General features: G+C 45.8%; 14 protein-coding genes. 8 read left to right on the top strand and 6 right to left on the bottom strand.

Annotated elements, in window-relative coordinates; translation table 11 throughout:
* Both QUB13_RS09840 and QUB13_RS09835 read left to right on the top strand, forming a co-directional pair.
* Window positions 1–297 (top strand): hypothetical protein, encoded by a 297-nt coding sequence (locus QUB13_RS09840; RefSeq protein ID WP_333380330.1) that lies wholly within the window; start codon window positions 1–3, stop codon window positions 295–297.
* A gap of 118 nt (window positions 298–415) precedes the next feature.
* A complete protein-coding gene (locus QUB13_RS09835) occupies window positions 416–3,742 on the top strand; it encodes a DEAD/DEAH box helicase (RefSeq protein ID WP_333380329.1) in 3,327 nt (1,108 codons plus the stop codon).
* Window positions 3,743–3,817: 75 nt separating this feature from the next.
* On the opposite strand, the gene QUB13_RS09830 is transcribed toward QUB13_RS09835, so the two are convergent.
* On the bottom strand, window positions 3,818–4,036 hold the full coding sequence (locus QUB13_RS09830) for a hypothetical protein (protein ID WP_333380328.1): 219 nt from the start codon (window positions 4,034–4,036) through the stop codon (window positions 3,818–3,820).
* On the opposite strand from QUB13_RS09830, the gene QUB13_RS09825 reads away from it, so the two are divergent.
* The gene (locus QUB13_RS09825; protein ID WP_194066943.1) at window positions 4,010–4,837 is read left to right on the top strand and encodes an SWIM zinc finger family protein; all 828 of its coding nucleotides are present in this window, start codon (window positions 4,010–4,012) and stop codon (window positions 4,835–4,837) included. The genes QUB13_RS09830 and QUB13_RS09825 overlap by 27 nt on opposite strands.
* Window positions 4,838–5,323: 486 nt before the next feature.
* Here QUB13_RS09825 and QUB13_RS09820 read toward each other — a convergent pair whose 3' ends face one another.
* On the bottom strand, window positions 5,324–5,962 hold the full coding sequence (locus QUB13_RS09820) for an HAD-IA family hydrolase (protein ID WP_333380327.1): 639 nt from the start codon (window positions 5,960–5,962) through the stop codon (window positions 5,324–5,326).
* Window positions 5,963–6,191: 229 nt separating this feature from the next.
* Window positions 6,192–7,160, bottom strand: coding sequence for a tRNA epoxyqueuosine(34) reductase QueG (queG, locus tag QUB13_RS09815; protein WP_333380326.1), 969 nt, complete (start codon window positions 7,158–7,160; stop codon window positions 6,192–6,194).
* Between the two features lie 210 nt (window positions 7,161–7,370).
* On the opposite strand from queG, the gene QUB13_RS09810 reads away from it, so the two are divergent.
* From QUB13_RS09810 to QUB13_RS09800, 3 genes are all read left to right on the top strand, one after another.
* Window positions 7,371–8,333 carry an orange carotenoid protein N-terminal domain-containing protein gene (locus QUB13_RS09810; protein WP_333380325.1) on the top strand — a complete coding sequence of 321 codons (963 nt, stop codon included), beginning with the start codon at window positions 7,371–7,373 and terminating at the stop codon, window positions 8,331–8,333.
* Window positions 8,334–8,714: 381 nt separating this feature from the next.
* A complete protein-coding gene (locus QUB13_RS09805; protein WP_333116268.1) occupies window positions 8,715–9,149 on the top strand; it encodes a nuclear transport factor 2 family protein in 435 nt (144 codons plus the stop codon).
* 160 nt (window positions 9,150–9,309) lie between these two features.
* Window positions 9,310–9,513 (top strand): hypothetical protein, encoded by a 204-nt coding sequence (locus QUB13_RS09800; RefSeq protein ID WP_333380324.1) that lies wholly within the window; start codon window positions 9,310–9,312, stop codon window positions 9,511–9,513.
* A gap of 73 nt (window positions 9,514–9,586) precedes the next feature.
* On the opposite strand, the gene QUB13_RS09795 is transcribed toward QUB13_RS09800, so the two are convergent.
* The 3 genes from QUB13_RS09795 to rsmH all read right to left on the bottom strand — a co-directional run bounded on the left by QUB13_RS09795 (window position 9,587) and on the right by rsmH (window position 13,109).
* Window positions 9,587–10,009: an ATP-binding protein gene (locus QUB13_RS09795; protein WP_194009517.1), complete on the bottom strand. Its 423-nt coding sequence runs from the start codon at window positions 10,007–10,009 to the stop codon at window positions 9,587–9,589.
* Between the two features lie 307 nt (window positions 10,010–10,316).
* The gene (locus QUB13_RS09790; protein ID WP_333380323.1) at window positions 10,317–11,987 is read right to left on the bottom strand and encodes a SpoIIE family protein phosphatase; all 1,671 of its coding nucleotides are present in this window, start codon (window positions 11,985–11,987) and stop codon (window positions 10,317–10,319) included.
* Between the two features lie 219 nt (window positions 11,988–12,206).
* On the bottom strand, window positions 12,207–13,109 hold the full coding sequence (gene rsmH / locus QUB13_RS09785; protein WP_333093179.1) for a 16S rRNA (cytosine(1402)-N(4))-methyltransferase RsmH: 903 nt from the start codon (window positions 13,107–13,109) through the stop codon (window positions 12,207–12,209).
* A 229-nt stretch (window positions 13,110–13,338) separates the two neighbouring features.
* On the opposite strand from rsmH, the gene QUB13_RS09780 reads away from it, so the two are divergent.
* Window positions 13,339–14,523, top strand: coding sequence for an NAD(P)H-quinone oxidoreductase subunit H (locus QUB13_RS09780; RefSeq protein WP_333380322.1), 1,185 nt, complete (start codon window positions 13,339–13,341; stop codon window positions 14,521–14,523).
* A 103-nt stretch (window positions 14,524–14,626) separates the two neighbouring features.
* Window positions 14,627–14,845 carry a type II toxin-antitoxin system HicB family antitoxin gene (locus QUB13_RS09775; RefSeq protein WP_333380321.1) on the top strand — a complete coding sequence of 73 codons (219 nt, stop codon included), beginning with the start codon at window positions 14,627–14,629 and terminating at the stop codon, window positions 14,843–14,845.
* The last annotated feature ends 70 nt before the right edge of the window (window positions 14,846–14,915 follow it).

Genomic DNA, 14,915 nt, shown 5'->3' with positions numbered 1-14,915 from the left:
TTGAGAGTCCAATGCCAAAAGAGAGAGATTATTTGGTGCGGTCGATCGAGTCGTGGCGCTGGATGTGTAAGCATTTATACTCTCAATTTTGCAGATTCTGGAGTCTGTTCGCCCGGTCGATCGCCCCCCCAAACGCCTGCTCTAGATGGTACGATGAGTTTTCGATTGGGACTTGGGAGCGATCGGGTCAACCATCCGGGATTGGGCATTGGGCGGAGCGAAGCGGAGGGATGGGGCATGGGGCATTGGGCATGGGGCATGGGGCATTGGGCATTGGGCATACCTCACCGCGCTTGAGAACCACTATATTTCTGATATTTCGTATTTTTGTATTGCCACAGTTCTCTTATTCACAATTTAAGACAAAACTTAGGCAGAAAGTCTCGGAATTAAATAAAAATATTAGGATTTAAAAATGGCGATTTTACACGGCAGTTGGCTACTAAATAACGAAAAAAGCGGCTTATTTATTTGGGGGGAAACTTGGCGGAAGATTGGGGCGATCGATATTGTTGAATCTGAGATGATTCCGCATAATCCTTTGGCAATGACTGAGGCGGAGTTGAATACTGTTCTAAATTCTTTGCAGCAGTCGGGGAAACTCAACTGGCAATTACCCGAAACCGCAGAAATTAAGCAGAAAACTAAGAAAACTCGGAGTTCGTCCAAAACGACGGCGGCAGCCCTTCCCACGGAAATTTTATCGATTCAGAGGCAAGTTCGGGCGATCGCGCTTCCCACCAAAATCTCGGAATCCAACGCAACTATTATGCCGCAGCACTCAGCCGCAGCATTAGAGGAACCAGCCCAAATCGATGAAATTTATCTTTATCCCTGGCAAGTTGAGGGTTATTTGCTCAACCCTCAAGCCACTTTTGTTTTTTTGCAATCGCTGCCGCTAAATAGCACAGAAGCAGATTTTTTTGTCGGCTCGGATTTGCGTTTTTGGTCGCATCTTTCTAGGTGGAGTTTGGATTTGTTGGCTAGGTGCAAATTCTTGCCGGCATTGGAGAGGCAATGTGATGGTTCGGCTATTGCTAAATGGCAACCTTTGTTAGACAGTTCGACAGATATTCTCCGTCTCGCTACTTTTTCTAAGCAAATGCCGACGGCTTGTCGAACTTATCAGAAGGAAGAAGGTTCGGCAGCGGATTTTGTAGCGGATGTAACGGATGTAATAAAAGAAGGTTCGCCAGAAAGTAAGGTACGGGATGTTGCGGTGGATTTGCCGGTGGGGGCGCAGGAGTTGGTTTTGGGGTTTTTGAGCAGTATTGTAGATAGTGAAGTGCGATCGTCTTCGAGGGCTGCGCTAACGGCTGCTGGCTCAAATTTAGAAATCAAAACACTTTCTCCAACCCGCGAATGGCTGCAAGCTTTGCAACAAGAATCTGGAGTCGTGCAAGTAGAATCAGCAGCATTGGAAAAATTGGGAAACAAGCTGAGTGCTTGGACTGCACCGCTGCAAAACCAACTATCTCAACAAAGTCAATTTCGCACCTGCTTTCAACTGATACCGCCGTCTCCGGGTAAAGTTAACTGGAGTTTAAATTATTGTTTGCAAGCAGTAGATGAAACTGATTTCTTGGTAGACGCAACAACTGTTTGGAACAATTCTGTTGAACGTTTTGCTTATGCGGGGCGGACAATCGAATTGCCACAAGAAACTTTGCTGGGAGGGTTGGGTTTAGCATCAAAACTTTATCCGTTAATTGAACCGAGTTTGCAAGCACAGCGGCCTCAATCTTGTCAATTAAATCCGCTGCAAGCTTACGAGTTTATTAAGTCTGTGGCTTGGCGATTTGCTGATAGCGGGTTGGGCGTTGTTTTGCCGCCTAGTTTGACAAAGGCTGATGGTTGGGCGAGTCGTTTGGGTTTGAGCATTCAGGCGGAAACTCCGAAAGCAAATCCGGCGAAGGGTGGGCTGGGTTTGCAAAGTCTGCTAAGTTTTAAGTGGGAATTGACGATCGGCGGACAGCGCATTTCTAAGGCAGAATTCGATCGGCTGGTAGAGCTGAATTCGCCTTTGGTGGAAATTAACGGTGAGTGGGTGGAGTTGCGCGCAACCGATGTGAAGGCTGCTAAAACTTTTTTTGCTAGTCGCAATTCCCAAATGACTCTTTCTTTGGAAGATGCTTTGCGCTTGGCTTCGGGCGATTCTCAGACTATTGAAAAGTTGCCTGTGGTGAATTTTGAAGCTACGGGTCAACTTCAGGAATTGTTGAATACTTTAAGCGATAATCAGGCCGTAAGTGCGATCGCGACTCCGGCTAGTTTCCGGGGAGAATTGCGGCCTTATCAAGCATTGGGAGTTGGCTGGTTGGCATTTTTAGAACGCTGGGGTTTAGGTGCTTGTCTCGCGGACGATATGGGTTTGGGAAAGTCGATCGAGCTAATTGCTTTCCTCCTGCACTTGCAAGAACAAAATTCTCTAGAAGCGCCGACATTATTGGTTTGTCCGACATCGGTATTGGGCAATTGGGAGCGGGAAGTCAAGAAATTTGGGCCGACGCTGAAAGTATTGCTACACCACGGAGACAAACGTGCTAAAGGCAAAGCATTTGCGGCCGCAATTAAGGGGAAGGATTTAATAGTTACCAGTTACGCGCTGGTGTTTCGCGATGCGAAGGAAATTCAAAGCACTAAATGGCAAGGATTGGTTTTGGATGAAGCGCAAAATATTAAGAATTCCGAGGCTAAGCAGTCGCAGGCGGTGCGGCAAATCGAGGCAGATTTTAGAATTGCGCTGACGGGAACTCCGGTGGAAAATAGACTGCAAGAATTGTGGTCAATTTTGGAGTTTCTCAATCCGGGATATTTGGGGCCGCGCAATTTCTTTCAGCGCCGATTTGCTATTCCGATCGAGAAATATGGAGATAGAGAATCATTGCATACTTTGCGATCGCTCGTTCGGCCTTTTATCCTCCGCCGCCTGAAAACTGACAAAGAAATCATCCAAGATTTGCCGGAAAAACAGGAGATGACTGTATTTTGCAGTCTGGCTGCTGGGCAAGCAGCATTATATCAGAAAATAGTCGAAGAGTCAATCGCTAATTTAGAGTCAGCCGAAGGCATTCAGCGCCGGGGAATGATTCTGGCTTTGCTGGTAAAACTCAAGCAACTTTGCAACCATCCGGCTCTTTTGACAGCTAAACAAAACCCGAAAGAATTGGAAATTAAGAGTCAGGAATCGGGGAAATTGCAGCGGTTGGTGGAAATGTTGGAAGAGGTTGTCGCTGAGGGCGATCGGGCTTTGATTTTCACTCAATTTGCTGAATGGGGAAAACTCCTGAAACCTCATCTAGAACAGCATTTAGGGCGAGAAATTTTGTTTCTGTACGGCGGAATTAAGCAACAGCAGCGGGAAGAAATGATCGATCGCTTCCAACACGATCCGCAAGGCCCGCCGATTATGATATTATCCTTAAAAGCTGGCGGCACCGGTTTGAATTTAACCAGGGCTACCCACGTTTTCCACTATGACAGGTGGTGGAATCCCGCAGTAGAAAATCAGGCAACTGACCGCGTATTTCGCATCGGCCAAACTCGCAACGTGCAAGTCCACAAATTTGTCTGCACGGGTACGTTAGAGGAGAAAATTCACGATATGATCGAAAGTAAAAAAGCTCTCGCCGAGCAAGTAGTCAGCGCTGGCGAAAACTGGCTCACCGAACTCGACACAGACCAACTTCGCAATTTACTAATTCTCGATCGCGATGCTATTATAGAAACCGAAGAAGAATAATGTGATTAATTTTCTTCGGCTTGTCGTGAGAACTTCAGTCCTAAACAATCCGAGGAATTACGCACTCTGACTCTCCTAAATAACTAAAGCTTTCTTCCTCCTTCCTCCTTCCTCCTTCCTCCTTCCTTCTTCCTTCTTCCTCCTTCCTCCTTCCTTCTTCCTCCTTCCTTCTTCCTCCTTCCTCCTTCCTTCTTCCTTCTTCCTTCTTCCTTCTTCCTTCTTCCTTCTTCCTTCTTCCTTCTTCCTTCTTCCTTCTTCCTTCGCCTTATGATTGACAGAGAATGGTGGACACAACAGTGGCTCGATTTAATCAATACCTACCGCTTCAAAAAGCGTTTAGAACGCGGCTGGCAATACGCGCGCGAAGGTAAAGTTCTCAGCATTAAATTCCCTAACCAAGAAGTAATTGCTATCGTTCAAGGAACAGACCCCAAACCCTATCAGGTTTCTCTAGGGCTTGATACATTGAGCGATGAAGATTGGGATTATGTGATTGAAAATATGTCCCAAAGAGCGGTTTTTTCGGCTAAATTATTAGCAGGAGAAATGCCGCACAATATTGAAGATGTATTTGCAGCGGCTGGAAAAACGCTATTTCCGTTAAGTTTATCTGATATTCGATCGCGCTGCACCTGTCCAGACCCCAAAAATCCTTGCAAGCACATCAGTGCAGTATACTACTTATTGGGCGATCGCTTCGGAGAAGACCCCTTTGTACTCTTTCAACTGCGGGGAAGAACCAAAGAGCAAATCTTGACAGCTTTGCGTCAGACACGGGGTACCCAAGGAGAGGAAAATTCTCAACTCAACTCCGGCAAAAATTCCCCGACTGCGAATTCTAAATTGCCGAAGGTCGATCGCTTTTGGGAATACAACCAGCAGCTAGAATCATCTTTAGTCGTAATTGTGCCGCCGCCCAGCAGCGAAACAGTCTTAGATATTTTAGGCCCGATTCCCCTCGCAACCAACCCAACAGCAACCAGTAGCAAATCTTCCCCCGCCTCTGACGCACTCAAGCAGCATTTTAGTAAAATTTACCAAGCAGTTAGCCAGCAAGCCGTTTTAGCCGCACTGAAACTGGGCGAAGGAGACTAACAAATTATTGTTTCTTTCGGGAAATGACGCAAAGTCTCAGAAACCCGGTTTCTGGGAAAATATCTGCTGGATGGCAAAAAAAATCGAGAGAAACCCGGTTTCTGCAAAATCTAAGAAACCCGGTTTCTGGGAAAATATCTATGGGATGGCAAAACATTTGCAGAGAAACGGGGTTTTGGCAAATTATCCATCACGTTAAAAAACCCGATTTCTCATACCAACTTCAAAAATAATCCAATTAATTGCGTTTAACAGAAGGCGGATAGGTGAAACGCAACCAAGTTGCCAAAGTAGCTACCGCGCAAGTGGAAGCCAAGCTAAAAGTCAAGAAGGTTTCAAATGCTGACATAATACTGTTCCTCTTTATTTGAGCGATCGAGTAAATCTTTATCCTTCACATTTATATCAGCCTCAATTCATTTTTTCAATCGGTTCTGACATAAAGTTTTTACTACTTTAAATTTTGAAATGTTTATTTACAATACTTTACACTCTTCCCAGATTACTCATAATCTCGATCAATTGCTGGGGTCGTTCAATCAAAAAATCGGGATGGTGTAGGGCCAAAACCTCCTGAGAATTAAAACCCCAACCTACAGCAATTATTTTAATTCCAGTTTTTCTAGCAGCGTCTATATCTCTAATCTCATCTCCCACATAAAAGACTTCTTGAGGATTGATTTTTTCTTTTTTGAGCCATTTGTTAATAACTTTATGTTTCCCGAAAGTTGAACCTGAGTAAATAAACGTAAAAATATCTTGCAAACTGTTATTTTCCAGGGATTCTAAGACATTTTCTCGGGAATTAGATGTGATAATACCCAGTTGAAAATCTCGTCTTTTCAACTCCAGCAAAACTTCTTTAATTCCCGGAAATAATTGAACGTCTGAAATTTCACTGCGTAATTCAGATCTCAATTTTCTAATCAGCATCGGGAATTTGAAGAGGGAAATGCCAGAATAACGAAGAATTTCCCAAGAATTTAAGTTGCTCAGTTGAGCGAGTTCCTCTTTTGTCGCAGACTTAAAGCCGAATTCTGCTGACAAACGGTTGGTGATGCTCAGAAGAATATCGATTGTATCTGCTAAAGTACCGTCAAAATCAAAAATAATTACTTTGGTCATTGGACAACAGCAAATAAGGAATAGAGAATCATACTATTTTATATTTTATATTGGGATGATTTACTGCATTCTAGAATATAACAGACAAGATTGCATAAATCGTTCATTGATACATAAATCGCAGATGTAAGCCGGATAAACAGAGATAAACGCAGAGGTATTTCAAGATAATTGGGAAATGAGTACAATCTTGTCTAATATATTAGCTCTAATGACCACTGACTAAGGACTAATGACTATTAATTTGATTGGCTTTGGCATTTCTACGTAGCATTTCCGGTTTAATTCGCCGCAGCGCCGAAGCTGTAAATCTGCGGTTCCATTCTTCGTCGGAAATGTCGGCTAATTCTGCAAGTGTCGGCGCTATATTTTCAGGATAAGGCTCAAATTCTGTAACATCTGTTGGTTGAGCAAATCGCTGATTCCAAGGACAAACATCTTGACAAATATCGCAACCGGCAACCCAACCTTGTAAATTAGATGCTATTTCGTCGGGGAGTTTTTCGGCTCGATTCTCGATCGTATGATATGCTATGCACCGATCGGCATTCACGACAAAAGGCTCAGTAATAGCCCCCGTCGGACACGCATCAATGCAGCGAGTGCAACTACCGCAATGTTCAGTATGGGGAGCATCCGGCGCTAACTCCAAATTAGTCAAGATTTCGCCCAAAAACACCCAAGAACCGTATTCTCGCGAAATTAAATTACCATTTTTGGCAATCCAGCCAATTCCTGCACGCTGCGCCCACATTTTATCCTGAACCGGCCCGGTATCAGCATAATAGCGCGCTTCAATTCCCTCGCTTTGCGATCGCACCCAATTTGCCAAAACCTTGAGTTTTTTGTGCAAAATTCTGTGGTAATCCCGCCCCCAACCGTAGCGAGAAATCTTAGCATATTCGACCGCTGCACCGTCCCCCCCCGCCAACAGGGAATTTTCGGGGCGCTGGTGGGGCGTGTAGTAGTTAATGGCAACACATATTAATGACTTGACATCTGGCATGAGCGATCGAATATCGGAGCGTTTCGGGTTGGTCATCCATGCCATATCCGCCTGATAACCCTTGTCCAGCCAAGCTTGCAATCTTTGTTTTTCTATATCGACATCCGCGTCTGCTGAGGCGATTCCCACTTTGTGAAATCCCAACTCTAGGGCTTTTTGCTGAATGCGATCGCGATTAATTGATATTTTCATAGAATTAGCAACCGCAGCATAAAATGTGCAATAAGTCTAGTAATTTTAAGAGGATCTTTGGGGAAAGAATCGATAATACTTTCACAATCTTTATATTTATAAATTTGAACTCAAAAAGCTCAAAAACGTTACATAATGTAATCAAAGGAGAAATGGGTTCGTCTATTCAAGTCGGCAAGTAAAACCAACAGCGAATCCCACAGCATACACATGGCAGTTAGTATTCAATCAGCTCAATCAATTTTCTCAAACACCGAGATTGCGAGCGCTGTTCCCGCTACCACGGAAGCATTCTACAAACTCAGCGTCGAAGACCAACTCGCACTCCTCTGGTATGCCTACACTGAAATGGGCATCTCCATCACCGCAGCAGCTCCCGGAGTAGCCAGCATGGCGCTAGTCGAAGGCGTTCTCACCGAAATCAAGCAAATGTCGCCTGCCGATCAAAGCAAAACCATGTTTGACCTGGCCAGCAACGCCGACACCACAATCGGTCGGATTTACACATCCTTGCGCGTCAACACCAAACTCGGTTTCTGGTACGAATTGGGACAAATGATGAAACAGGGCCTTGTCGCCCCCATCCCTACAGGCTATCAAATGTCTCCCGAAGCCACCGCAGTTCTCGAAACCATCAAAAAACTCGATCCGGGTCAACAAATTACCGTACTTCGCAACACGGTAGTTCACATGGGCTACGATCCAGATTTCAGCCAAGAGTACGGCAAACGAGCTGCCCCCCGCAGCACTCCCACCGCAGTAGCAGAGCGGGTGAAAACTGAGATTAAGGGTATCAGCGAGCAGACCGTGCTCAGCTACATTGACTACATGAATGCCTTCGACTTCACCCCAGCCGTCGGTTTATTTGCCGAAGAAGGCGCTCTGCAACCTCCTTTCCAAAAGCCGATCGTCGGTCGCGAAGCTATCCTCAACTATATGCGGGAAGAGTGCATCGGACTGAAAATGATGCCCCAAGAAGGTATGTCCGAGCCTGCAGAAGATGGCTACCGCCAAGTGAAAGTTACGGGTAAAGTCGAAACTCCTTGGTTCGGCTCGAATGTGGGTATGAACATTGCGTGGCGGTTTTTGCTCGATCCCCAAGGTCAAATTTTCTTTGTGGCGATCGACTTGTTGGCCTCTCCTAAAGAATTGCTCAACCTGATCCGCAAATAGAATATTCTGTTTGGCGTTTGTCAAACAGACTTGCACAGAAACCCAGATACTTTAAAAGTGTCTGGGTTTAGTTGATTTTAGATTTTAGATTTTAAGGACTACTCGTTTACTCGTTACCAGTAGTGGCTGGTAACGCAGATCGATCGGCTCTGTCTCCTTTTTTTTGCAACAAGCGAGGCAGAGCCTCTAGACCTCTGTTCCCAGACCCAGCCAGGGAACAAGTTAAGTGTGTGGGTGTATACAATTTGAGATTTGAGATTGCTGGATGTTACTCTTTTTCTTCAGAGAATTTATCCCTAGCCCTACCTATATCTTTTGAGGGATTTGCTGCGACAAACATAATGATTAAAGTAGATTCATTCCTTTCAAATCATTTATTTTATGACTGCCACAACTAGACCTATTTTAACTCGCTCTATCGAGATTGCTGGCATCACAAAGCCAGTGGTACTGCAATATTTTGAAACTTTAAATTCAGGCAATTTTGAAGAGACTGCTAATTTGTTTGCTGAGGATGGAGTTCTGCACGCGCCCTTTGAAGAGCCAATTATCGGTAAAAGCTCGATCGCCACTTATCTAAAAACAGAAGCGCGAGGAATGCAGCTCGAACCGCAGCAAGGTATCAGCCAAATTTTAGAAGATGATCGAGTTGAAGTTCATGTCAGCGGCTGGGTGAAAACTTCCGTATTTGGTGTTAATGTCGGATGGCTGTTCGTGCTCAATTCTGACCGAGAAATCTTTTCTGTCACCGTCAAGCTGTTAGCTTCAGCCCAAGAATTGCTAAATCTGCGACCCCATAAAAAATTCAACGTTTAATAAGTTTCATATTTAAATTGAATATTGGGGTTTCATCTGTCGATCGCGCGTCATATCAATTCCGGTTGTACGGTCAGGTGATTGTGGACTGTGGACTGTGGACTGTTGACTGTTAAGTTAAGAGGGCGGGTCGAAAAACTGAATGGTTGAGTGTTAACTGTTGACTCGATTTTATTATTCCGATGCAACCGGAAACGATATCATAGCTCGATATTTGTGCGTCACTGAGGCAGAAATCTGGTTTTTCGCCAAATCTCCGGTGAAGCGCTGCGAACTCTCGAAAAACCCCGTTTCTTTGGCAGACAAAATGGTCAAAATAGCTAGAATGCCGCCCGTCAATTACCATAATAAAAACAGTTTGTAGTGCGGACTTTAGTCCGCACTACAAACTTTGCTTATTGCAGTTAATCGACCATCGGACACAATCTAACGGCCAATTAAGATTTTTCTGGCAAACTCGCTTCCAACTTCAGACAATTGCGGCCGTCTAGTTGCAAACTGTAATCCACCCGATCCATCAGTCTGCTCATAATCAGCCAGCCATAGCCGCTTTCCTGCTTCGCTTCGGGCCTCGGGGGACTGTAAGTGTCCATTTCGTAACCTTTACCATAATCCCAAATTTCTAAACCAATATCCCGATTTTTTAAATTCAAGCGAATTAACACCGGCAAATTGGGTTGATCTTTGTGAGCGTGGCGGATCACGTTAGAATAGGCTTCTGCTAACACCAAGCGCAAACGATTCGACTGACGTGGCCAATCGATATGCTCTCCTAGCTCAACTTCCAAACTGCTCAGCAACCAATTTTCAACAATTGTTAAAAACCGCAAGTCGCTTGGTACCTGAAGCTCAGTATTCATAAAAAAATCCTGTAAGTTTGGAAACCCGTGTCTTCTGACCAGGGATGAAATACAACACGCCGAATAAATTTGGCGTTAATACTTGTCGCTACATGAAGGATACTCAATACTGGGCGATCGAGGCAATAGACTTTCGCCGAAAGCATTCACCAAGAAGCATCAATTAAGAGTTAGCCACTGACGCGCTAGTTCTGTAACTTTTGCCTGTCGCCCGCGTTCTCTGTGTTAATCTGTAGGCTGTCAACCGAGGGCTGGAGTTTTTAAGACCCAAAGCCCCCGACTATGATTGTCGGGATAGCTGACAGATTCAGAGAACTTCCAGAGAAAGTATGGTTTGGTCATCTTCCTGAATGGGATTGTCAGCTCGGATGTAGGCCAACAAATTGTCCAAGTTGATGGAACCTGGTTCCTCAATCAAGAGTTGCCAAAGCCCTTCTTGTTGTAGCATAGAACGGGTTGCTTCGCCCCCTGCGATCGCCGGAGTGGTCACGCTAGCTTCAGTAATCCCGTCACTCGTCAGCAGAAATACATCTCCTGACTTTAATTCGATCGCACCGGCTTTACCTTTCCAAACTGGCAGTATCCCCAAGGGAATGCCGCGAGCTTTCAAGAAATTCGGCTCTGCTGGCGTTAAACCCCTAGCAGTCTGAGCTTTCACGTCAGAATTCGACCAAACAATCGGGTAAATGTGACCAGCATTAGCAAAAGCCAAGTGTCCCGTTGACGGAGTGTAACGAGCTACAACCATTGTAATAAAATGGTTGTTGCCGATCAGGTCGTCAGCCATACTACTATTCATATTCTGCATCACTCGATCGGGCTCGGGAGAAATTTCTTGAGAAAGTTCGCGCCGCATCACCGAAATCGCGCTAGCCATAAATAGAGCAGCCGGAACACCTTTACCGGAAACATCACCCACCGCTATCCAAATATCCCCTTGCGAGTGGACGTAGACCTCAAAAAAGTCACCGCCAACTTCCCGCGCCGGATAGCAACAAGCTTGCACCCTTACGGTTTCAAAATCAGGCCAACTTTGGCGCAACAAGTTTGTTTGGATTTGGCGGGCCACTTCCAACTCATTCTGCATCTGGTTAGCTAAATCCAGAGTGCGCTGATAGAGCTTAGCTTGAGAAAGGGCCAGAGCAGCTTGAGCTGCTACACCTTCTATTAACTCTATATCTTCTGCCGACCAAGGGTTAGTGCCACCTTGCTGACACAGGGCCAGTACCGCCAGCAAGTCTTGCTGATAAGTCAGGGGCACAGCAATCTCAACCGAGTTACCATCACCGCCACTGTTGTTGACTTGAGTTTGGCGGGTGGCTACGGCTTGAACCAGCAAATTTTCATCAAAAGAAAAGCTGCTGGATTCCGTCGCTTGGGCTTGGTAGGGGAAGGTACTAGGTAATAGTCTCTCGCCCTCTACCGGCCGCAGCATACAATAGTTGGCCTCAAAAGTTTGGCCTACGGTTTGAACAATAGTTTGTACCATACTAGAGTAATCTAGCGACCCGCGAATCACGCTCATCACCTCATTGAACAGAGATTCCTTGCGTAAAGCGCGGCGCAGTGCAACACTGCGCTGCTTGTAGTATTTGTAAGTTTCGGACGCTTGATTGATAACTAATTTCAGTTCTTCTGGATTCCACGGTTTGGTGATGTATTTGAAAACTTGACCTGCGTTGATTGCTTCTACCAAGTCTTCAACATCTGTGTATCCAGTCAGCAGAATCCGAATCGTATCAGGAAAGCGATCGACTGTTTTCCCCAAAAACTCGGTGCCATTCATTTCTGGCATCCGCTGGTCAGATATAATCACCGCCATTTCGCCTTGTTCGTCTAGAACGGACAGGGCGCTGAGGGCGCTATCTGCTTTGTAAACCTGAAATTCGCGTCGAAACGTCCGGTACAGCAAATCCAAGTTGTCGGGTTCGTCATCGACCACCATTAGTTTCAGCTTGCTTCCATCTCCCCGACTCATGCTATCCCTTACTCCTAGGCGAATTGATCGGGTCTAAAACTAGCTTGTCAAGTACCCTTGGCTGATTCAGCGGAGCCGAATCAGCATCAGGACTTCGGGTTTTATAGGTTAGTGCCATATTAGTGATACCGCAAGGATATTGGGAACTGGCATCCGGGATCGGTCTTACCAGACCCCGCCTTGGTTTGGAACTCGTGCTTTACTCGCCTTAGTGTCGAATCAAGTTAATTTTTCTGCCAGTCTGAGCTTAGCAGAACGAGAGCGGGGATTTCTAGCTACTTCTTCCGATTGTGGCACGATCGGCTTTTTTGTCAGTACCTGCAAACAGTCTGTTCCTCGGAGTTGGTGCTTGACCGGTCTGTCTTCGAGGCTGTGAAAAGTAATAATTCCAATTCTCCCACCGGGTTTTAGCCACTTTGGCGCTTCCTTAAGAAAAGTGTCTAAAGAAGCGAGTTCGGAGTTGACGGCTATCCTCAAAGCTTGGAAAGTGCGGGTGGCGGGATGGATTCTACCGTTGCGCTGCTTGGGTGGGAAGCTGCTGGCGATCGCCCCTGCAAGTTCTGTAGTAGTTTCAAAAGGACGTTGTGCGACAATCCGCCTCGCAATGCGCCGCGACAATCGCTCCTCGCCGTATCTGTAAATAATATCTGCTAGTTTAACTTCTTCCCAATGATTGATAATCTCTTGGGCCGTCAAAGATTGCTGCTGGTTCATACGCATATCTAACTTAGCAGGGTGGCGAAAACTAAAGCCGCGTTCCGGTGTATCGAACTGAGCCGAGCTAACGCCCAAGTCTGCTATGATACCATCAAATGTGGCCTCTTGAGACTGATATTCAGCAAAATTGCCGTGCCAAAACTCGACGGGATCGTTAGCAAATCGGGCCGCGCAAAAACGGATGGCTTCTTCGTCGCGATCGATCGCCACCACACTCACATCAGCCGCCGCCGCTAAAATCAAACTCGTGTGTCCGCCGCCCCCAAGCGTCGCATCCAAATAGCGCCCGCCCGGACGCACAGCTAAACCAGCAATTAATTCACTAGCCAAAACAGAAACGTGATAAGCCTCAATACTCACATCTGATGCAGGAGTCTCCTTCTCAGACGGCTCGATATCCTTCATAATCTATACAAGCGAAACAAAAATCAACAGTTGTCAGTAGTCAGTTGTCAGTTGTCAGTTGTCAGTAGTCAGTTGTCAGTTAGAGAGTTTTTTGCTAATGACCAATAACCAATAACCAATGACCAATGACTAATGACCACTAACCACTAACCACTAACCACTAACCACTAACCACTGACCACTGACCACTAACCACTGACCAATTACCAATTACCAATTACCAATTATTATGTCAAGAATTGAGACAAGAACCGAACCAATGGTGCTCAACATGGGGCCGCACCACCCATCCATGCACGGGGTACTGCGGTTAATTGTCACTCTGGACGGCGAAGATGTAGTGGACTGCGAGCCTGTTTTAGGCTATCTACACCGCGGCATGGAAAAAATTGCCGAAAACCGCACCAACGTGATGTACGTCCCCTACGTCAGCCGCTGGGACTACGCTGCGGGGATGTTTAACGAAGCGGTGACAGTCAATGCACCGGAAAAGTTAGCCAATATTGCTGTCCCCAAGCGGGCGAGTTACATTCGGGTAATCATGCTGGAGTTGAACCGGATTGCGAACCACTTGATGTGGGTAGGGCCGTTTTTGGCCGACGTGGGCGCGCAAACTCCATTTTTCTATACTATGCGCGATCGCGAACCAATTCTCGATTTGTGGGAAGCAGCCACCGGCTACCGCATGGTAAACAACAACTATTTCCGCATCGGCGGAGTAGCAGCAGATTTACCCTACGGCTGGGTAGATAAGTGCGAAGACTTCTGCGATTACTTCCTGCCAAAAATTGACGAATACGAACGTTTAATCACCAACAATCCTATCTTCCGCCGCCGGATTGAAGGCCTGGGTACAATCTCCCGCGAAGAAGCGATTAACTGGGGACTATCCGGCCCCATGCTGCGCGGTTCCGGCGTGAATTGGGATTTGCGGAAAGTTGACCATTACGAATGTTACGACGACTTCGAGTGGGATGTTTGTACCGAAGCAGCGGGCGATTGTTTGGCCAGGTACTTAGTCCGAATTCGCGAGATGCGCGAGTCAGTTAAAATCCTCTATCAAGCCTTGAAAGGACTCCCCGGCGGCCCTTACGAAAACTTGGAAGCCAAGCGCTTAGAAAGCGGGCCAAAATCTGAGTGGAACAGTTTCGACTATCAGTTTATTGGCAAAAAAGTAGCCCCAACTTTCAAAATTCCCAAGGGCGAACATTACGTGCGGGTTGAAAGCGGCAAGGGTGAGTTGGGAATCTATATTATCGGCGATGATAGTACATTTCCTTGGCGCTGGAAGATTCGGGCTGCTGATTTCAATAATTTGCAGATTTTGCCCCACATCGTGCGCGGTGTAAAGATTGCGGACTTGGTGGCGATCCTGGGTAGTATCGATATTATCATGGGTTCGGTCGATCGGTAAAGCCACTGTTAGCATTAAGGGCTTTAGTTATTAAACGAGTAGAACTAAAGCCCTTACTGTTAATAATCATATTATAAAATTTCAAGAACAAAGAGGTTGCAGGATGAATGTCAGCAAGCGAGAGTTCTACGTCATTATTGAACGAGATGAAGATGGCTATTATGTCGGGGAAGTTCCACAGCTAAAAGCCTGTTACAGTCAAGGAGAAACTATTGATGAGTTAATTGCCAATATCAAAGAAGTTATTGCACTTTGTTTACAAGAAGAAGAGGGTGATGAAAAATTACCTGAGTTTGTAAGCATTCAAAAAATAATGATTTAATAATATACAAAAGTTCTGCGTAAGTCATGTATAGCAACCCCAAATTTCCGAACATCAATCAAAACCTCTG

Source organism: Microcoleus sp. B4-D4 (assembly GCF_036705185.1).
GTDB lineage: Bacteria > Cyanobacteriota > Cyanobacteriia > Cyanobacteriales > Microcoleaceae > Microcoleus.
This window is presented reverse-complemented; position numbering and strand designations above follow the sequence as displayed.

Coding starts and splice junctions, on each gene's coding strand:
- QUB13_RS09835 (WP_333380329.1), top strand. CDS start 416: ATGGCGATTTTACACGGCAGTTGGCTACTAAATAACGAAAAAAGCGGC.
- QUB13_RS09825 (WP_194066943.1), top strand. CDS start 4,010: ATGATTGACAGAGAATGGTGGACACAACAGTGGCTCGATTTAATCAAT.
- QUB13_RS09820 (WP_333380327.1), bottom strand. CDS start 5,962: ATGACCAAAGTAATTATTTTTGATTTTGACGGTACTTTAGCAGATACA.
- queG (WP_333380326.1), bottom strand. CDS start 7,160: ATGAAAATATCAATTAATCGCGATCGCATTCAGCAAAAAGCCCTAGAG.
- QUB13_RS09810 (WP_333380325.1), top strand. CDS start 7,371: ATGGCAGTTAGTATTCAATCAGCTCAATCAATTTTCTCAAACACCGAG.
- QUB13_RS09805 (WP_333116268.1), top strand. CDS start 8,715: ATGACTGCCACAACTAGACCTATTTTAACTCGCTCTATCGAGATTGCT.
- QUB13_RS09795 (WP_194009517.1), bottom strand. CDS start 10,009: ATGAATACTGAGCTTCAGGTACCAAGCGACTTGCGGTTTTTAACAATT.
- QUB13_RS09790 (WP_333380323.1), bottom strand. CDS start 11,987: ATGAGTCGGGGAGATGGAAGCAAGCTGAAACTAATGGTGGTCGATGAC.
- rsmH (WP_333093179.1), bottom strand. CDS start 13,109: ATGAAGGATATCGAGCCGTCTGAGAAGGAGACTCCTGCATCAGATGTG.
- QUB13_RS09780 (WP_333380322.1), top strand. CDS start 13,339: ATGTCAAGAATTGAGACAAGAACCGAACCAATGGTGCTCAACATGGGG.
- QUB13_RS09775 (WP_333380321.1), top strand. CDS start 14,627: ATGAATGTCAGCAAGCGAGAGTTCTACGTCATTATTGAACGAGATGAA.